This is a genomic window from Streptomyces albidochromogenes, assembly GCF_005981925.1.
Classification (GTDB): domain Bacteria; phylum Actinomycetota; class Actinomycetes; order Streptomycetales; family Streptomycetaceae; genus Streptomyces; species Streptomyces albidochromogenes.
Window position 1 is genome coordinate 17,913 of sequence record NZ_VBVX01000031.1, and the last position, 18,383, is coordinate 36,295.

Annotated in this window: 18 protein-coding genes and 1 riboswitch; of the genes, 14 read left to right on the forward strand and 4 right to left on the reverse strand. The window is 72.6% G+C overall.

What is annotated here, in order from left to right; translation table 11 throughout:
* Position 1: 1 nt before the first annotated feature.
* On the reverse strand, positions 2–742 hold the full coding sequence (locus E2E34_RS06725; RefSeq protein ID WP_138900997.1) for a DUF5995 family protein: 741 nt from the start codon (positions 740–742) through the stop codon (positions 2–4).
* Between the two features lie 188 nt (positions 743–930).
* On the opposite strand from E2E34_RS06725, the gene E2E34_RS06730 reads away from it, so the two are divergent.
* The 3 genes from E2E34_RS06730 to E2E34_RS06740 are packed head-to-tail and all read left to right on the forward strand — an operon-like array spanning position 931 to position 3,079.
* The gene (locus tag E2E34_RS06730) at positions 931–2,097 is read left to right on the forward strand and encodes a glycoside hydrolase family 6 protein (RefSeq protein ID WP_138901015.1); all 1,167 of its coding nucleotides are present in this window, start codon (positions 931–933) and stop codon (positions 2,095–2,097) included.
* A 44-nt stretch (positions 2,098–2,141) separates the two neighbouring features.
* A complete protein-coding gene (locus E2E34_RS06735; RefSeq protein ID WP_138900998.1) occupies positions 2,142–2,633 on the forward strand; it encodes a MarR family winged helix-turn-helix transcriptional regulator in 492 nt (163 codons plus the stop codon).
* Positions 2,634–2,635: 2 nt separating this feature from the next.
* On the forward strand, positions 2,636–3,079 hold the full coding sequence (locus E2E34_RS06740; protein WP_138900999.1) for a MarR family winged helix-turn-helix transcriptional regulator: 444 nt from the start codon (positions 2,636–2,638) through the stop codon (positions 3,077–3,079).
* On the opposite strand, the gene E2E34_RS06745 is transcribed toward E2E34_RS06740, so the two are convergent.
* Positions 3,076–4,455: a uracil-xanthine permease family protein gene (locus E2E34_RS06745; RefSeq protein WP_138901000.1), complete on the reverse strand. Its 1,380-nt coding sequence runs from the start codon at positions 4,453–4,455 to the stop codon at positions 3,076–3,078. The genes E2E34_RS06740 and E2E34_RS06745 overlap by 4 nt on opposite strands.
* A gap of 138 nt (positions 4,456–4,593) precedes the next feature.
* Complete coding sequence (locus tag E2E34_RS06750; RefSeq protein ID WP_138901001.1) at positions 4,594–5,814, reverse strand: MFS transporter; 1,221 nt, start codon at positions 5,812–5,814, stop codon at positions 4,594–4,596.
* A 99-nt stretch (positions 5,815–5,913) separates the two neighbouring features.
* Here E2E34_RS06750 and E2E34_RS06755 point away from each other — a divergent pair, with 99 nt between their 5' ends.
* Positions 5,914–7,095 (forward strand): ROK family transcriptional regulator, encoded by a 1,182-nt coding sequence (locus tag E2E34_RS06755; protein WP_138901002.1) that lies wholly within the window; start codon positions 5,914–5,916, stop codon positions 7,093–7,095.
* Positions 7,096–7,311: 216 nt separating this feature from the next.
* Here E2E34_RS06755 and E2E34_RS06760 read toward each other — a convergent pair whose 3' ends face one another.
* Entirely contained in the window at positions 7,312–9,636 is a 2,325-nt protein-coding gene (locus E2E34_RS06760) for a chitinase C-terminal domain-containing protein (protein WP_138901003.1), read from the reverse strand.
* A 186-nt stretch (positions 9,637–9,822) separates the two neighbouring features.
* Positions 9,823–9,953: riboswitch (FMN riboswitch) on the forward strand.
* 165 nt (positions 9,954–10,118) lie between these two features.
* On the opposite strand from E2E34_RS06760, the gene ribD reads away from it, so the two are divergent.
* The 10 genes from ribD to E2E34_RS06810 form a co-directional block, all read left to right on the forward strand.
* The gene (gene ribD / locus E2E34_RS06765; RefSeq protein ID WP_244315541.1) at positions 10,119–11,243 is read left to right on the forward strand and encodes a bifunctional diaminohydroxyphosphoribosylaminopyrimidine deaminase/5-amino-6-(5-phosphoribosylamino)uracil reductase RibD; all 1,125 of its coding nucleotides are present in this window, start codon (positions 10,119–10,121) and stop codon (positions 11,241–11,243) included.
* Positions 11,244–11,852, forward strand: a complete 609-nt coding sequence (locus E2E34_RS06770; RefSeq protein WP_138901004.1) for a riboflavin synthase — start codon at positions 11,244–11,246, stop codon at positions 11,850–11,852.
* On the forward strand, positions 11,849–12,502 hold the full coding sequence (locus E2E34_RS06775) for a nicotinamide mononucleotide transporter family protein (protein ID WP_138901005.1): 654 nt from the start codon (positions 11,849–11,851) through the stop codon (positions 12,500–12,502). The genes E2E34_RS06770 and E2E34_RS06775 overlap by 4 nt, the downstream gene beginning before the upstream one ends.
* Positions 12,499–13,788 carry a bifunctional 3,4-dihydroxy-2-butanone-4-phosphate synthase/GTP cyclohydrolase II gene (locus tag E2E34_RS06780; protein WP_138901006.1) on the forward strand — a complete coding sequence of 430 codons (1,290 nt, stop codon included), beginning with the start codon at positions 12,499–12,501 and terminating at the stop codon, positions 13,786–13,788. Before E2E34_RS06775 ends, E2E34_RS06780 begins: the two co-directional genes overlap by 4 nt.
* A gap of 30 nt (positions 13,789–13,818) precedes the next feature.
* A complete protein-coding gene (ribH, locus tag E2E34_RS06785) occupies positions 13,819–14,304 on the forward strand; it encodes a 6,7-dimethyl-8-ribityllumazine synthase (RefSeq protein ID WP_138901007.1) in 486 nt (161 codons plus the stop codon).
* A 35-nt stretch (positions 14,305–14,339) separates the two neighbouring features.
* Positions 14,340–14,621, forward strand: coding sequence for a phosphoribosyl-ATP diphosphatase (locus E2E34_RS06790; protein WP_138901008.1), 282 nt, complete (start codon positions 14,340–14,342; stop codon positions 14,619–14,621).
* A gap of 63 nt (positions 14,622–14,684) precedes the next feature.
* Complete coding sequence (hisG, locus tag E2E34_RS06795; RefSeq protein WP_138901009.1) at positions 14,685–15,542, forward strand: ATP phosphoribosyltransferase; 858 nt, start codon at positions 14,685–14,687, stop codon at positions 15,540–15,542.
* 41 nt (positions 15,543–15,583) lie between these two features.
* Complete coding sequence (locus tag E2E34_RS06800; protein WP_138901010.1) at positions 15,584–16,036, forward strand: PH domain-containing protein; 453 nt, start codon at positions 15,584–15,586, stop codon at positions 16,034–16,036.
* Positions 16,037–16,223: 187 nt separating this feature from the next.
* Complete coding sequence (locus tag E2E34_RS06805) at positions 16,224–17,555, forward strand: hemolysin family protein (RefSeq protein WP_138901011.1); 1,332 nt, start codon at positions 16,224–16,226, stop codon at positions 17,553–17,555.
* A partial coding sequence (locus E2E34_RS06810; RefSeq protein WP_138901012.1) for a hemolysin family protein occupies positions 17,552–18,383 on the forward strand: 832 nt, incomplete at its 3' end. The genes E2E34_RS06805 and E2E34_RS06810, both read left to right, overlap by 4 nt.

Below are 18,383 nucleotides of genomic sequence, written 5' to 3' on the forward strand. Positions count from 1 at the left end.
TTCACCGGAGCGCGTCGGCGGGCCGGGTCCGGTCGCCGCCGGGCAGCGGCGTCAGCAGCATCCGCCCGACCAGGCCCACGCCTTCGTCCAGCCGCCGGGTGAAGTCCTCCGCCAGCTCGGGCAGTTCACGCAGCCGCCACAGGAGGCGGGCGGCGGACCAGGCGGCGTCACGGGCCCGCTCCAGGCTCCACGAGCCGAGCAGATGGGTCAGCGGATCGGCGATCTCCAGCAGGTCGGGCCCCGGCATCAGCTCCTCGCGGACGCGCTCCTCCAGTGCCACCAGGGTGTCGCCCACTCGGTCGAAGGCATTCTCCAGATCGGCCGGCCGGCAGCCGAGCACGTCACAGGAGTCGACCACGGCCAGCGCCAGGTCGTGCCCGATGTGCGCGTTGATCCCGGCCAGTGCGAACTGCAGCGGCCGTACGCCCGGATGGCGCCGGTACATCAGCAGCGGCCGCCAGCAGGCGGGCCCGCGCCGCCCCGCCGACGAGGCGTCCACGGCCCGGAGGTAGCGTTCGGCGAAGAGCACGTCGAGCGTGGCGGCGGCGCGGGCGTCGGGGAACAGGCCGCCGTCGATGCGCCGGTCGATCTCCTCGGTGACCGCGAGGTAGACCCGGTTGAAGACCGCGAGGCCGTCCGACGGCGGCCAGTCGCAGCGGAAGGAACGCATCCGCGCCACCACCGCGTCGACCGAGGTCCGGGAGCGGTCCGTCTGAGCTGGGAAGTGCTCGATCTGCGCCATACGGGCAGCGTCGCAGCCCTAGGCTTTTTCCCGGGCGACGTAGACACGGGCTTCCCCAGAACGGGGGAACGAACCGTGTCGCGGGCGCCGGGGGACGGCCGACCGGGGGGAGAACCAGGGTGCCGGGTGCACGTACACAGCGCCGGACGGAGCGCGCCGAGCGGCGGCGCGCCAGGCGGCGCGACGCGATGGCCGTCGCGGCTTCGGCGGTCGTCGCCGTCGGCGCGGTGACGGGAGTGATGTCCGCGTCGGCGGGTGAGGGGAACCACCGGAACGCGGCGCGGCCGACGACGACCGCGACGCCGGTTCCGGGGCCGCTGCCCGCGCGGCCGACCGCTTCGGCGACGCCGACCGCCAAGGTCTCGGCCCCGGCCTCGCGTCCGGCGGCGCTCCCGTCCCCGCGGCCGCCCCGGGCTTCCCGGCCCGCACCGCCGGACTCGCCGCCGGCGCGGGCCCCGGGGACGCCGGAAGCGGGCCGGGGCGAGGAGCCCGGGGCCGCCCTCCACCTGCACCCGCGGTCGCAGGTGCTCGACTGGGTCAGGGCCAACGGCGACGACCCCCGGCACGCGCTGATCAAGTCCCGGATCGCGGAGCGGCCCGCCGCCGTGTGGTTCGCGACGTACAACCCGGGCGCCGTCACCGCGCAGGTGAGGTCCGTGACCTCGGCCGCCCGGACGGCGGGCCGGGTGCCCGTCCTGGTGCCGTACGCGATCCCCGACCGGGACTGCGGCGGCGCGTCCCAGGGCGGCGCGCCGGACCTCGGGGCGTACGACGGCTGGATCGAGGACTTCGCGGCCGGGCTCGGCGCCGGTGAGGTCATCGTGGTCCTGGAACCGGACTCGATCGCCCTGTCCGACTGCCTCTCCGCCGCGCAGCGGCAGGCGCGTTTCGCGTCGCTGGCCCGCGCGGGCCGCACCCTGCACGCGGCGAACCCCCGGGCGAAGGTCTACTTCGACGCCGGGCACTCCGGCTGGCACACGGCCGGGAAGCAGGCCGCGGCCCTGCGCGCGGCGGGCGCCCGGTCGAGCGGCGACGGCATCTTCACCAACGTCGCCAACTTCCACCGCACCTCCGACGAGGCCGCCTACGCCCGCCGGGTCCTCGCCGCGCTCGGCGGCCCTCCGGGGCTCGGCGCGGTCATCGACACCAGCAGGAACGGCAACGGCCCGCCGCCCGGGGGCCAGTGGTGCGACCCGGCGGGCCGCGCCCTCGGCCGGGCGCCGACGACCCGGACCGGGGAGGACCGGATCGACGCGTACCTGTGGGTCAAGCTGCCGGGGGAGTCCGACGGCTGCAAGGGGGCGGCGGGCACCTTCGCACCGGAGTACGCCTACCGGTTGGCGCGCGGCGACTGAGCAAACACTAGCCATGTACATAGTGTCTATGTACTGTATCTGTCATGAGCGCAGCCACCGAAGGCCCGACGCCCGGATTCCTGGTCTGGCGACTGTCGATGAAGTGGCGCGTGGCCGTCGACCGGGCCCTCGGGCCAATGGGCCTGACCCACGCGCAGTACTCGCTGCTCGCGTCGCTGCTCGGCATGGAACACGCCGGGCGCCGGCCGAGTCAGCGGCAGCTCGCCGACCACACCGGCCTTGAGGCCCTGTACGTCTCGAAGCTGGCCCGCGCGCTGGAGACCGCGGGCCTCGTCGAGCGCACCCGGGACGCCGCCGACACCCGGGCGGTCCGGCTGGGCCTCACGGACCGGGGGCGCGAGACCACCGGCCGCGCGATCACGGTCGTACAGCGGCTCGTCGACCAGCTCCTGGCGCCGCTGGGCGGCCTGGAGGGGCGGCGCACCGAGGTGCTGGTCCGTGAGCTGACCGCCCTGATCGACGTACCGCTGGACGCGTCGTCCGGCGTACCGCCCGAAGCACCGACCGAGGAGTAGCCGTGTCCGCGATCCCGAACGTCAACGGCCAGGTCATCGGCCAGGCCCACTACGCCACCCGCGCCGTCCTGGAGCGCTACCTGGCCCGCACCGGCACCACCTTCAACCAGTCCGTGGCGCTCAACGTCGCGGCGGACAGCGGCGCCGGAGTCGACCGCGGCCACCTCGTCGGCCGCATGACGGGCAGCCTGAAGATCGACGACGCGACGGCGCTGGCGACGATCGCCGAACTGACCGGCGCGGCGCTGGTGGAGGCGGTCCCCGGCGACGAGTGCCGCATCCGGCTCACGGACGCGGGCCGGGAGCTGCACCGTGCGATCCGTACCGAGGTCGGTGCGATCACGGCGCGGCTGTACGACGGTTTCGAGCCGGACGAGCTGGCGGCCGCCGGCCGCCTGCTGACCGTCCTGACCGCCCGCGCCAACGCCGAACTGGCCGACGCCTAGTCCTTGGTGGTGTCGTACGTCGAGGTGCCCGCGTCCAGCAGGGGCTCCTGCTCCTTGAGGTGGGCGGGGGCCAGGGCGCGCAGGACGTGGTAGCCGGTGATCACGACGATCGTGCCGAGCGCGATGCCGCTCAGCTCGAAGTTGTCGGTGATCTTCAGGCTGACGCCGCCGACGCCGATGATGATGCCCGCGGCGGCCGGCACCAGATTGAGCGGATTGCGCAGGTCCACGCGCGCGTTGAGCCAGATCTGGGCGCCGAGCAGGCCGATCATGCCGTACAGGATGACGGTGATGCCGCCGAGCACACCGCCGGGGATCGCCGCGACGACCGCGCCGAACTTGGGGCACAGCCCGAAGAGCAGCGCGAATCCGGCGGCGGCCCAGTAGGCGGCCGTGGAGTAGACGCGGGTGGCCGCCATGACGCCGATGTTCTCGGAGTACGTCGTGTTGGGCGGGCCACCGACGGCGGTGGACAGCATGGACGCGGCGCCGTCGGCGGCGATGGCGGTGCCGAGCCTGTCGTCCAGGGAGTCGCCGGTCATCTCGCCGACGGCCTTGACGTGGCCGGCGTTCTCGGCGATCAGCGCGATGACGACGGGCAGCGCGACGAGGATCGCCGACCACTCGAAGCTCGGCGCGTGGAAGGTCGGCAGGCCGATCCAGTCGGCCCGGCCGACCGCCGAGAGGTCCAGCCGCCAGTGGTCGACGGCCTCCGGGCCGCCCACGGGTGAGTGGATCTTCCCGAAGATCCGGTCGAACACCCACGAGATCGCGTACCCGAAGAGCAGACCGAGGAAGATCGCGACGCGGGAGAAGAAGCCGCGCAGGCAGACGACGGCCAGCCCGGTGAAGAGCATCACCAGCAGGGCCGTCCACTGGTCCTGCGGCCAGTACGTCGAGGCCGTGACCGGGGCCAGGTTGAAGCCGATCAGCATGACGACCGCGCCCGTGACGACCGGCGGCATCGCGGCGTGGATGATGCGGGCGCCGAACCTCTGGACGGCGAGGCCGGCGACGAACAGCGCCGCGCCGACGACGAGGACCGCGCCGGTGACCGTGGCGCTGTCGCCGCCGGAGGCGCGGATGGTGGCCGCCACGCCGACGAAGGAGAGCGAGCAGCCGAGGTAGCTCGGCACGCGGCCGCGGGTCGCGAGCAGGAAGATGACGGTCGCGACGCCGGACATCATGATGGCCAGGTTGGGGTCGAGCCCCATGAGCACCGGAGCGACGAACGACGCCCCGAACATGGCCACCACGTGCTGGGCGCCGAGCCCCGCCGTACGGGGCCAGGAGAGGCGCTCGTCGGGCCGTACGACGGCTCCGGGGGCGGGGGTCCGCCCGTCGCCGTGCAGGGTCCAGCGCACCCCGAGGTCCATGGTGGCTCCCGTGCAGATTCGGTCAGAAATGATCCCAGCCATGCTAAGGCCGGGGTCTCGCGCCGCTGCCTGCCGGGTATCGGCCGCACGCCCCGCCGGCCCTCGGCCGACGGCGGACGGGTGAGCGCCGGCCGCGCCCTAGTCCTTGACCGCCGCGGCGGGGGACGGGGAGGCGCCGCCGCGTTCGCCGTCCGGCACGCGGCCCGCGCCGCGCAGTACCCCGGCGCCGACCACCAGCCCGAACGCCAGCGCCGTCACCACGCCGAAGGACACCACCAGCGAGGTCGCGTCGGCCACCGCGCCGATCGCGGAGGGGGCGATCAGACCGGAGGTGTACGTGATCGTCGCGACGCCCGCGATCGCCTGGCTCGGGTTCGGCCCGGAGCGGCCGGCCGCGGCGAACGCCAGCGGCACGACCACCGCGACCCCGAGCCCGATCAGCGCGAAACCGGCCAGGGCGAGCACCGGACCGGTCGCCGACACCACGAGAAGGCCGCCGGCCGTGGCCGCGACGCCGCCCACCCGGACCGTGCGCACCGGCCCGAAGCGGTCGATCACCCGGTCCCCGGCCAGCCGGGCCACCGCCATCGTCAGGGCGAACGCGGTCGTCGAGGCGGCGGCGAGGCCCGGCGAGGTGTCCAGCACGTCCCGCAGGTACACCGCCGACCAGTCCAGGCTCGCCCCCTCCGCGAACACCGCGCAGAACCCGATCGCCCCGATCACCAGCGCCGACCTCGGCGGCAGCGCGAAACGCGGCGGAGCCTCGGCGTCCGGCGCGCTGCGCAGGTCGATCACACCCTGGCAGGCGACGAGGCCCAGTACGGTCAGGGCGGCGGCGGCCAGCGCGTGGTGCAGGCGCGCGTCGCTCCCCAGGTGGGCGGCGAGCGTTCCGGCGGCCGAGCCGATCAGCGCGCCCGCGCTCCACATGCCGTGCAGCCCGGACATGATCGACTTGTCCAGCCGGTTCTCGACCTCGACGCCGAGCGCGTTCATGGCCACGTCCGACATCCCCGCCGTCGCGCCGTACACGAACAGCGCGGCGCACAGCGCCACCATGTTCGGCGCCAGCGCGGGCAGCGTGAGGGAGAGGGTCCACAGGACCAGCAGCCCGCGCAGCGCGGTCCGCGCCCCCAGCCGGTGACTGACCGCCCCGGCCAGCGGCATCGCCACCGAGGCGCCGATCGCGGGGAAGGCGAGGGCGAGGCCGAGCTGGCCCGCGCCGACGCCGGTGTGGTCCGCGATCCACGGGATGCGGGTGGCGAAGCTGCCGGTGACCGCTCCGTGGACACAGAAGACAGCGGCCACGGCGTACCGTGCCCGCTTCAACTGCGGCCGGCTGAAGACCGTTTCGCCCGACATCGCGTCCTCCCCGTGGTCCGTCTCTCCAGCGTGCCGGAGTAAACTATCAGGAACCCTGCCTGATAAATAGGTGCCCAGGTGTCTGAGAGGATCCGTGGCATGCCCGCATCACCGAGCACCGCCCGGGCCATCAACGACCGGTCCGCCCTCAAGCTGCTCCAGGACGAGGGCCCGTTGACGGCCGGGCAGCTCAAGACGCTCACCGGACTGTCCCGCCCCTCCGTCGCCGACCTGGTCGAACGGCTCCAGGGCGCGGGCCTGATCACCGTGGTGGGGGAGGCCGGGGCGCGACGCCGGGGCCCCAACGCCCGGCTGTACGGCATCGTCGCGGACCGCGCGCACCTCGCCGCGCTCGACGTACGGACCCAGGGCGTCTCCGTCGTCGTGGCCGATCTGCTCGGTACGACGCTCGCCGAGGCCACGCTGCCGATCGACGGCGACGCGACCGGCACCGGACCGGCCGTCGAACAGGCCGTCGCCCTCCTGGAACGCACCGCCCGCGAGGCCGGCGCCGAGCGGCTGCACAGCGTCGGGATCGGGGCCCCCGGCCTGGTCGACCCCGCGACCGGGGAACTGCGCGCCACCACCGGGCTCCCCGCCTGGCACCGCAGACTGGTCGCCGCCCTGCAGGAACGCCTGCCCGCCACCGTGCTCGTGGAGAACGAGACCAACCTCGCCGCCGTCGCGGAACAGCGGCTCGGCGCGGCCCGCGACCGCCACACCTTCGTCCTGCTGTGGCTCGGCCACGGCGTCGGCGCGGCGCTCGTGCTCGACGGCAAGCTGCGCCGGGGCGCGTCGGGCGGCGCGGGCGAGATCGGGTTCCTGCCGGTGCCGGGCACCGAGGGCCTGCCCTCGGCCACGGACTGCGGCGGCGGGTTCCACTCGCTGGCCGGCGGGGCCGCCATCGGCGCCCTCGCCACGCGCCACGGCATCGCGGCCGCCGGTGACGCCTCACCCGCCGCCGGGGTACGGGCGGCCCTCGCGGCGGGGTCACGCGGTGAGCCGTTCCTGGACGCGCTCGCCACGCACCTGGCCGTCGGCGCGGCGGCCGTCACCGCCGTCCTCGACCCGGGCTGCGTCGTCCTCGGCGGCGAGAGCGGCCACGCGGGCGGTGAGGCCCTCGCCGCCCGGGTCGCCGCGAAGCTCGCCGGCATGTCACCGCTGCGCACCCAGGTGCGGGCCGGGGAGCTGGGCGACGCGGCGGTCCTCCAGGGCGCGCTGCTCGCGGCCAGGGAAGCGGCCCAGGACGACCTGTTCACCCCGACACCCGCCGGCGCCTGACCGCCCGTACCCCCGAGGCCGGACCGCCCGTACGTCCCCCGGGCCGGAACGCCCGTACGCCTCCAGGGCCCGGCGGCCGGTTCGCCCCCCCCGGTCGCGGCGGCTGCTCGCCCCGTACGCGCCGCACGCCCCGGAGCCGGGGCTCCGGGGCGTGCGGGAGGGTCGGACCCGGCGGCGGGAAGGGCCGGTCACCGCCGCCGGGCGTCTTGCCGGGGGTCAGCAGGCTCCGAGGTCCTGCCAGACACCCCACTCACCGGTAGTACCCGGCTCCTCGCCCTTCGTCCACCACTTGGACTTCCACTGGCGCGACTTGTGAGCGAGGGTCGTACCGCTGCCGTACTCGGACGAGGCGCTCCACGCGGGCGCCGCGCACGGCCCGCCCGGGCTCGGTGTGGGGCTCGGGTCCGGCCCGGGGCCCGTTCCCGGGTCCACCACCGTCGTGCCGCGCGCCAGGTCGCCCGCCAGGGCGTAGGACTGGCCGCCGAAGGTCACCGTCCAGTTGGACGGGGTGGAGGTCGGCAGGTAGTAGACGAAGTCCAGCTCGACCGACGCGCCGGGCGCGAGCGTCTGCCAGGCCGGCAGCTTCAGCGAGACGCGGTTGTAGTCGCCCTTCAGGCCGCCGATGTTGTGCGCGGCCGTATGGTCGCTGCGCACGATCCTCGTGTTGAAGCCGGACTGGTCCTTGGCGTTGGCGGGCGCGGAGGTCGCGTAGTCGAACTGGAACTCCGTGCCGCCGGGCAGCGTCGCCTTCGAGTTGTTCGTGATCCTCAGCTTGGGGCTGATGGGGTAGTTGGAGTCGCCGAGCGGGAACTGCCCGAAGTCCACGCCGATGTCGAGCGCCTTCGTCGGCAGTTCGATGCTGGAGCGCTTCGCGCCGTACGGAGTTGCCGACTTGAACTTCTCGTACATCGCCGTCGTCAGCGAGTCGCCGATCTCGTACTGTCCCTTGGCGGCGTTCCAGTCGTAGTCGCCCGCGAGCTCCCAGACCATCGTGCCGCCGATGCCCTTGTCGACCACGTAGTCGGCCTTGGCCTTGACGGACTGCTCGTCCTCGGTCGACAGGAAGACCTTCTTCTGCGCGTTCCACAGCCAGGGCGCGACGAGCGTCGGGTCGTACTTGCGGGTGTACGTGCCGGTCAGCTTCGTGTCGGCCGGGAAGCCGTACTTCGTGACGTAGTCCCCGACGACGCCCTTCTCCAGGTTCTTCGCGTGCCACATCGGGTTGGACCCGGCCGGGGACTCCTTGCCCGCCGTGTCCTTGTCGTGCCACAGGTTGTCGATGCCCGACGCCCCGTCACCGCACTTCGTCAGGCCCGCGCCGGCCGGGCAGTTCGTCGAGGGCGCCCTGCCCCAGAGCCCGTCCGTGCCGCCCTGCACGTTCTTGTGCCCGCGGGTGTAGTACGGCAGGCCGATGTTGATGCGGCCGGCCGGCATCGAGCCGCGGAAGTAGTGGTACGCCCAGTCGGTGTTCAGGTACCCGGTGCCGCCGTACTGCGCGGTCGAATACACACCGGCGGCCGCCAGTTCGGCGTCCTTGCCGTCGTCGAAGAGCGAGGCGTTCGGGCCGACGTACTCGTTCCACGCGCCGTGGAGGTCGTACGACATGATGTTGACGTAGTCCAGGTACTTCTGGACCTGGAACGTCTCCATGCCGCGCAGCAGATATCCCGACGAGGGCGCGGCCACGGTCAGCAGGTAGTGCTTCCCGTCCGCGGCGCCCGCCCGGTCGAGCTTCTCGCGCAGCGACTTCATCAGCGCCGCGTAGCCCTTGACCAGCCCGGCCCGCCGCCCGTTCGAGTACGAGAAGTCCAGCGGATTGCCCGCGTCCTTCATCGTCGTCGGGTACTCGTAGTCGATGTCGACGCCGTTGAAGCCGTACTTCTTGATGAACGCGACCGTCGAGTCGGCGAACGTGTCGATGCCCGCCTGGTTGACCGAACCGTCCGCGTTGGTCGCCATCGAGTAGAAGCCGCCGGAGTTCACCCGGTCGCCGTTGTCGGCGAAGTACCCGCCGGTCTCGGCCCAGCCGCCCACCGAGACGAGCGTCTTCACGTCGGGGTGCTGCTTCTTGAACTTGCTGAGCAGGTTGAAGTGGCCCTTGTAGCCGTACGCCGGGTCCATCTCCGCACCGGCCACGCCCGGCCAGGTCATCCCCGTCGCGGGGTTCTTCTCGCCGTCGGAGCCGACCGAGATCCTGTGGTCGCTGCCGATGTGCGCGAAGGCGTAGTTGAGGTGGGTGACCTTGTCCCACGGGATGTCGGAGGCGAGGTAGGCGGGTTCGCCGTTCTTGCCCGTACGCCATCCGGTGAAGTAGCCGATGACGCGGCGCTTGTGGTCGGCGCCCATCTTCTCGCGGCCGTCGGCGTCGTAGACCGAGCAGTACGGCACGTCGACGCCCGGCGTCTTGTACAGGCCGTCGGGACGACAGGACTCGTTGTCGGCGGCGTGCGAGACGCCTTGGGCGAGCGAACTGAGCAGGAGTCCGGCGACGGCCGCGCCGGCGGCGAGCAGGGAGGATCTCGCTCGGGTGGGGGACAGCACGGTCTGTTCCTCCTGGGGAGGTCGGCCTGGCACAACGAACGGTGGGTGATCGTCTTGTTGCGCAGACGTTAAGAGGACTAGACCAGAGCGGTCAATAGGTATGGACCAATCATCTGTGAGCCGGGCCACAATAAATCCGATGCGTGGCACTGTTCCCGGCGTGGCACACTGACCCTGTACCAGCAGCAGCGCACTCCGGGGTCGGTGTAATTCCGAACCGGCGGTTACAGTCCGCGACCCGGTCACCTCCAGTGACCGGTTGAACAGGTGAAATTCCTGTACCGACGGTGAAAGTCCGGATGGGAGGCAGTGCGCGGCGGGCCGTCACAGGTCATGGGTACGCCGCTGTCGGCGGTTCGGCTCGTCCTCCAGGGGCGATCCCTCTTTCCGGCTACGGCGTCCCGTCGTACCCGTCGGTGTTTCCCGCTCTCTGTCGTCATCGACAGCCCCGGAGTCCGTGCCCGAAGAGGCAGGAGGACCCGGTGGCCACCGCAGCCGAAGCCACGACCGACGCGAACGCCATGCGCCGCGCCATCGCGCTGGCCGCCCGCGGACTCGGCTCCACCAGCCCCAACCCGGTCGTCGGATGCGTCGTACTCGACGCCGCCGGACAGCCCGCCGGCGCCGGATTCCACCAGCGCGCGGGCGGCCCGCACGCCGAGGTGAACGCCCTGCGGGAAGCGGGGGAGCGGGCACGCGGCGGTACGGCGTACGTCACCCTCGAGCCCTGCAACCACACCGGTCGCACCGGCCCCTGCGCCCAGGCCCTCGTCGCCGCCGGCGTCGCCCGCGTCGTCTACGCCGTGGCCGACCCGAACCCGCAGGCCACCGGCGGCGCCGGCACCCTGCGCGCGGCCGGCGTCCAGGTCGAGCAGGGCCTGCTCGCGGACGAGGCGGAGGCGGGCAACACCGCCTGGCTCACGTCCGTACGCCTCGGCCGCCCGTACGTCCGATGGAAGTACGCCGCGACGCTCGACGGCCGTATCGCCGCCGCCGACTCCACCAGCCGCTGGATCAGCTCCGCCGAGTCCCGCGCCGACGTCCACCGGCTGCGCGCCGAGGCGGACGCCGTGGTCGTCGGCTCCGGCACGATGCGCGCCGACGACCCCCACCTCGCCGTACGCGGCGACGGGGGAGCCGAGGGCGTCACCCAGCCCCTGCGCGTCGTCGTCGACACCCGCGCCACCGCCGTCAAGCCCGGCGCCCGCGTCCTCGACGACGCAGCGCCCACGCTGGTCGCGGTCGCCGAGGACGCCGACGCCGCGCACCTGGACGGGACGGCGGCGGAGGTCGTACGGCTGCCCCGCTCCACCGGCGGCCTGGACGTTCACGCGCTGCTCGCCGCCCTGCACGCCCGGGGGGTGCGTTCCGTACTCCTCGAAGGCGGCCCCACGCTCGCCGGGGCGTTCGTCGCCGCGGGCGCCGTCGACGCCGTCACCGGCTACCTCGCACCCGTCCTGCTCGGCGCGGGCCCCGCCGCCCTCGCCGACGCCGGAATCACCACCCTCACCGAAGCGTTGCGGCTCGACGTCACCGAGACCGCGCGCATCGGACCCGATCTGCGCATCACCGCCGTCCCCGCCACTCCCGCACCGAAGGAGACCTGAGTGTTCACCGGAATCGTCGAAGAGCTGGGTGAGGTCACCGCCGTCGAGAACCTCGGTGACGCCTCCCGTTTCCGCCTGCGCGGCCCGCTCGTCACCGAGGACGCGAAGCACGGCGACTCCATCGCCGTCAACGGCGTCTGCCTCACCGTCGTGGAGTGCGGGGACGGTGAGTTCACCGCAGACGTGATGGCCGAGACGCTGAAGCGCTCCAGCCTCGGCGCCCTCACCACCGGCTCCCGCGTGAACCTGGAGCGCCCCATGGCGCTCGGCGGCCGCCTCGGCGGACACCTCGTCCAGGGACACGTCGACGGCACCGGCACGATCACCGGCCGCGAGCCGTCCGAGCACTGGGAGATCGTCAAGGTCTCGCTGCCGGCGGACCTCGCCCGGTACGTCGTCGAGAAGGGCTCCATCACCGTCGACGGCGTGAGCCTCACCGTCGTCGAGGCCGGGGACGACTACTTCACCATCAGCCTCATCCCCACCACGCTCGACCTCACCACCCTCGGCATCAAGCAGGCCGGGGACCCGGTCAACCTGGAAGTGGACGTCCTCGCCAAGTACGTCGAGCGGCTGATGGGCGCGGACCGGAAGGAGAGCGTCAAGTGAGCGCCGTCTCCTGGCTGAACAGCGAGGCGTTCACCGCCTTCGACCAGCACATCATGTGGTCCGACATGATCGGCAACACCATCGGCCTGATCGCCCTGGCGCTCGGCTGGCGGCGCTCCATATGGACCTGGCCCGCCCAGCTCCTGTCCGGCCTCATCCTGGTGGCCGCGTACTCCTCCGCGAACCTCAGCGGCGGCGTCGGCAAGCAGCTGCTGGTCATCGGCGTCGCCCTGTGGGGCTGGCGGCAGTGGCAGCTCGGCCGCCGGCAGGCCCAGGACGGCTCGATCGCCGTCCGCTTCGCCACCTGGCGCGAGCGCGCCCTGCTGCTCGCCGGAGCGGTCGTCGGCACGCTGGCCGTCGGCGGCCTGTTCACCCTGTACCCGTCGCTGTCCTGGAGCCCCTGGGCCGACGCGTACATCTTCGTCGGCACGCTCGTCGCGATGATCGCCCAGGCCCGCGGCCTGGTCGAGTTCTGGTTCGCCTGGCTGCTGGTCGACCTGGTGGGCGTACCGCTCGCCTTCACCAGCGGCCTTGCCTTCTCCGGTCTTGTGTACGTCGTCTACTTCGCCCTCGTCCTCTGGGGTGCCTACGACTGGTGGCAGCGTTCACGCGCGAGCGTGAAGCCCGCCATGGAAGGAGCAGCAGCATGAGCGCCCTGCCCACCTGGTACAGCACCGACAACGCCGAGGACCTGGCCCTCGACCCCGTCGAGCACGCCATCCGCGACATCGCGGCCGGCCGCCCCGTGGTCGTCGTCGACGACGAGAACCGGGAGAACGAGGGCGACCTCGTCATCGCCGCCGAGATGGCGACGCCCGAGATCGTCGCGTTCATGATGAGCGAGTGCCGGGGCCTGATCTGCGCGCCCATGGAGGGCGACGAGCTGGAGCGGCTCGAACTCCCGCAGATGGTCGCGAACAACACCGAGTCGATGAGCACCGCCTTCACCGTCTCCGTGGACGCCTCCGCCGCACACGGCGTCACCACCGGCATCTCGGCCGCCGACCGCGCCGCGACCCTGCGGCTCCTGGCGAGCGGCCGCTCCACCGCCGGCGACTTCGTCCGCCCCGGCCACATCTTCCCGCTGCGCGCCAAGCCCGGCGGCGTACTCGTCCGCAACGGCCACACCGAGGCCGCGGTCGACCTGGCCCGGCTCGCCGGTCTGCGCCCGGCCGGCGCGATCGTCGAGATCGCCGGCGAGGACGGCGTGATGCTGCGGCTGCCCGAGCTGATCCCGTTCGCCCGCAAGCACGGACTGACGATCATCTCCATCGAGGACCTGATCGCCTACCGCCGCACCTCCGACCCCAAGGTCCGCCGCGAGGCCACCGTCCAGCTCCCCACGGCCTTCGGGGACTTCACGGCGTACGGCTACCGCTCGACCGTCGACGGCGTCGAGCACGTCGCGCTCGTCCACGGCGAGATCGGCGACGGCGAGGACGTCCTCGTGCGGGTCCACTCCGAGTGCCTGACCGGCGACATCTTCCGCTCGCAGCGCTGCGACTGCGGCCCCCAGCTGGAAGCGTCCATGCGGCGCATCACCGAGAAGGGCCGGGGCGTCGTCGTCTACCTGCGCGGCCACGAGGGGCGCGGCATCGGGCTGCTGTCCAAGCTGCGCGCGTACGAACTCCAGGAGCTCGGCCGCGACACCCTCGACGCCAACCTGGAACTCGGCCTGCCCGCCGACGCCCGCGACTACGCGGCCGGCGCGCAGATCCTCGAAGACCTCGGCGTGCACAGCCTCCGGCTGATGACGAACAACCCCGAGAAGACCGACGCGCTCGTACGGCACGGCCTGACCGTCCTCGAACGCGAGCCGATGCCCGTCACGGCGGGCGAGCACAACCTCCGCTACCTGCGCACCAAGCGGGACCGGATGGGGCACGACCTTCCGTGGCTGGACGGCGCCTCCGCCTCCACCTGCGGCAACCAGTAGACCCGTACACAACCTCGAAGGAGAACACGCGTGAGCGGCAAGGGCGCACCCGAACTGAGTGTGAAGAACTGCGGCGACCTCCGGGTGGCGGTGATCGCGGCCCAGTGGCACGAGAAGGTCATGGACGGCCTCGTCGACGGCGCGCTGCGCGCCCTGCACGAGCTGGGCATCGACGAGCCGACCGTGCTGCGGGTCCCCGGCAGCTTCGAGCTCCCGGTCGTCGCCAAGGTCCTCGCGGGCCGCGGTTACGACGCGATCGTCGCCCTCGGCGTCGTCATCCGCGGCGGAACGCCCCACTTCGAGTACGTGTGCCAGGGCGTCACCAACGGCCTCACCCAGGTCTCCGTCGACACCGGTGTTCCCATCGGCTTCGGCGTGCTGACCTGCGACACCGAGGAGCAGGCGCTCGACCGGGCCGGCATCGAGGGCTCCCACGAGGACAAGGGCCACGAGGCCGTCACCGCCGCCGTCGCCACCGCGGCCACGCTGCGCACGGTCGCCGAACCCTGGCGCTGAGTGGCACCGGGCCACCCCGTACTCTTAGGACCATCATGGCCAACAAACCCGCCAAGAGCTTCGAAGAGCTCTTCACCGAGCTCCAGCACAAGGCCGCCACCGGCGACCCCACCACCTCCCGCACCGCCGAGCTGGTGGGCAAGGGCGTGCACGCCATCGGCAAGAAGGTCGTCGAAGAGGCCGCCGAGGTCTGGATGGCCGCCGAGTACGAGGGCAAGGAAGCCGCCGCCGAGGAGATCTCGCAGCTGCTGTACCACGTCCAGGTGATGATGGTCGCCCGCGGGATCTCGCTCGACGACGTCTACGCCCACCTCTGAGCCGCACCGCTCTCCGCACACCCGCACCACCACGACTCCCACCGCACAGAAGGACCTGACCTCATGCTGCGCATCGCCATCCCCAACAAGGGCTCCCTCTCCGGACCTGCGTCGGAGATGCTCCATGAGGCCGGGTACCAGCAGCGCAAGGAGTCGAAGGAGCTGCGCCTCGTCGACCCGGAGAACGAGGTCGAGTTCTTCTACCTGCGGCCCCGCGACATCGCGATCTACGTGAGCTCCGGCCGCCTCGACATCGGCATCACCGGACGCGACCTGCTGCTGGACTCCGGGGCCGACGCCGAGGAGATCCTCCAGCTCGGCTTCGCCCGCTCGACCTTCCGCTACGCCACCAAGCCCGGCACCGCGACCGGCGTCAAGGACTTCGGCGGCATGACGGTCGCCACCTCGTACGAGGGCATCGTCGCCAAGCACCTCGCCGACGAGGGCATCGACGCCGCCGTCGTCCACCTGGACGGAGCGGTCGAGACGGCCATCGAGCTGGGCGTCGCCCAGATCATCGCCGATGTCGTCGAGACCGGCACCAGCCTGCGCAACGCGGGCCTCGAAGTGATCGGCGAGCCGATCATGAAGTCCGAGGCGGTCGTGATCCGCCGCACCGGTGTCTCCGCCGAGGAGGCCGTCGACCCGAAGGTGGCCCAGTTCCTGCGCCGCCTCCAGGGCGTCCTGGTCGCCCGCAGCTACGTGATGATGGATTACGACTGCCGCGCCGAGCACCTCGAAGCGGCCGTGGCCCTCACCCCGGGCCTGGAGTCGCCGACCATCTCGCCGCTGCACAACGAGGGCTGGGTCGCGGTCCGCTCCATGGTCCCGGCCAAGGAGTCCCAGCGCGTCATGGACGACCTGTACGAGCTCGGCGCCCGCGCCATCCTCACCACGGCCATCCACGCCTGCCGCCTCTGACCGCCCCGCAGCCGCCCCACACCCGAAGGAACGCGAGCGTCGTGTCACAGCCCGAACTTCCCGCCCTGCCGGTCACCTTCCGGCCGACCCGCACCCGGGCCGTCCTCCTGACCGTCGGGGCGGCGATGTTCGCCGTCATCACCGCCATCGCCCTGATGCTGAACACGCTGAGCGGCGGGGAGCGGGTGGCGTTCGTCTTCACCGCGCTGCTCCTGTCCGGCGTGCTCGTCCTGCTCAGCCGCCCCAAGGTCGTCGCCGACGAGGGCGGCGTCACCGTGGTCAACCTGACCACCAAGCGCCGCCTGGAGTGGGCCGAGATCGTACGGGTCAACCTGCGCCCCGGGGACGCCTGGGTGTTCCTCGACCTCAGCGACGGCACCAGCCTGCCGGCCCTGGGCATCCAGCCCGGCGTCGCGAAGCAGCAGGCCATCCGCGACGCCCGCGCCCTGCGCGACCTGGCGGAATCCCGCGGCACCGGCACACACGGCGGCTGAGCCCCTGCCCGGGGCGGCCCGGTCCCGTTTACTCTGGTGCGGGCGGCGCCGAGTGGCGCCGCCGTTCCGCAGCACAGGGCCCGCACCACCGGCCCGCGGAGCACCTGCGACCCGAGGAGTGACTCCCTCCAGCAATGGACGGATCGTCCGGCAGTACGTACGCCGCCCCTTCTTCCGAGGCGGCGGCATGACCATCCCCCTCCTGCTGCTCGCCGCGGCATTCCTCCTGATCCTCGCCAACGGGTTCTTCGTGGCCGCCGAGTTCGGCCTGGTGACCGTCGAGAAACAGGACGCCGAGCGCGCCGCCGCCGAAGGCGACCGGCGCGCCCGCACCGTCGTCGCGGCCCTGCGCGAGCTGTCGTTCCAGCTCTCCGGCACCCAGCTCGGCATCACCATCACCTCGCTGGTGGTCGGCATGCTCGCCCAGCCCGCGCTCGCCCACCTCCTGTCCGGCCCCTTCACCGCGGCCGGCATACCGCGCGGAGCCGTCCCCGGTGTCGCCGTCGTGGTCGGCATGCTGCTGGCCTCGGCCGTCCAGATGGTGATCGGCGAGCTGGTGCCGAAGAACTGGGCCGTCTCCCGGCCGTTGCAGGTCGCGCGGTTCGTCGCCGGACCGCAGCACCTCTTCTCAGCCGTCTTCCGCCCCGTGATCTCCCTGCTGAACGCGGTGGCCAACCGGCTCGTACGGATGCTGGGCGTCGAGCCCACCGACGAGCTGGCCTCCGCCCGCACCCCCGGCGAACTCGTCTCTCTCGCCCGCCACTCGGCGCGGGCAGGCGCCCTCGAACAGGACACCGCCGACCTGTTCGTACGGACCCTCTCCCTCGGCGGCCTCACCGCGCAGCATGTGATGACGCCGCGCGTGAAGGTCAGCGCCCTGCAGTCCTCGGCGACCGCGGCGGACGTACTCAACCTCACCCGCGCCACCGGCCTCTCGCGTTTCCCCGTCTACCGAGAGCGCATCGACGAGATCGTCGGCATGGTCCACCTCAAGGACGCCCTCGCCGTGCCCGTGCACGAGCGGCTGCGGACCCCCGTGGCCCGGGTCGCCGTGCCTCCGCTGCTCGTCCCGGAGACCCTCCCCGTGCAGCAGCTCCTCGTGCGGCTGCGCGGCGAGCAGCCGATCGCCGTCGTCGTCGACGAGTACGGCGGCACGGCCGGCGTCGTCACCCTGGAGGACATCGTGGAGGAACTCGTCGGAGAGGTCAGGGACGAACACGACGAGGAGGGCGCCGAACCGCCGGAACTGGCCCCGGCCCCCGCCGAGGACGGCCGGCCCGCCTGGGAGGCGGACGGCAGCTGCCGGGTCATGACCCTGCGGCGGATAGGACTGGACGTGCCCGAGGGGCCGTACGAGACCGTGGCCGGCCTGGTCGCGGACCTCCTCGGGCGCATCCCCGCCCCCGGCGACCGGGCCGAACTGCCCGGCTGGCGGCTCTCCGTGCGACAGGTGGACCGCTACCGCGCCGGACGAGTGCGGTTCGTCCGTACCGCGAAGGTGCCGGAGGCCGTGCGATGAGCGTGGTCCACCTGCTGTTCGCCGGGCTCCTGGTGCTCGCGAACGGCTTCTTCGTCGGCGCCGAGTTCGCGCTCGTCTCCGTACGCCGCAGCCAGATCGAGCCGCTCGCGGCCGACGGCTCGGCCCGTGCCCGGCAGGTCATGCACGGCCTGGAGAACCTGCCGCAGATGATGGCGGCGGCCCAGTTCGGGATCACCGTCTGCTCGCTGACCCTCGGCGCGGTCGCGGAGCCGACCGTGGCGCACCTGCTGGAGCCGGTCTTCCACGCCGTGCACCTGCCCCAGGGGCTCGTCCACCCCCTCGGGTACGTGATCGCGCTCGCCGTGGTCGTCTTCCTGCACCTGGTCATCGGCGAGATGGTCCCCAAGAACCTCGCCATGGCCGCGCCCGAGAAGACCGCCCTGTGGCTGAGCCCCGGGCTCGTCGGCTTCGCCCGGCTGTGCCGCCCGGTCACGGCCGGACTCGGCGCCTGCGCGCGGGTGGTGCTGCGGCTGTTCGGGGTCGAGGCCAGGGACGAGGTCGAGGCGGTGTTCACCAGTGAGCAGCTCAACCGCCTCGTCGAGGACTCGGGCCAGGCCGGGCTCCTGGAGCCCGGCGAGCAGGAGCGCCTGGAGGACGCCCTGGAGCTGGGCAGCCTGCCGGTCACCGACGTGCTGCTCGACCGGGCGTCGCTGGTCACCGTGCGGCCCTCGGTCACCCCGCGCGAGATCGAGGAGCTGACGGTACGGACCGGCTATTCGCGCTTCCCGGTCTGCGTCGGCGGCGGGGCCTTCATGGGGTACGTCCACGTCAAGGACGTACTCGATCTGGAGGAGCGGGAGCGGGCCG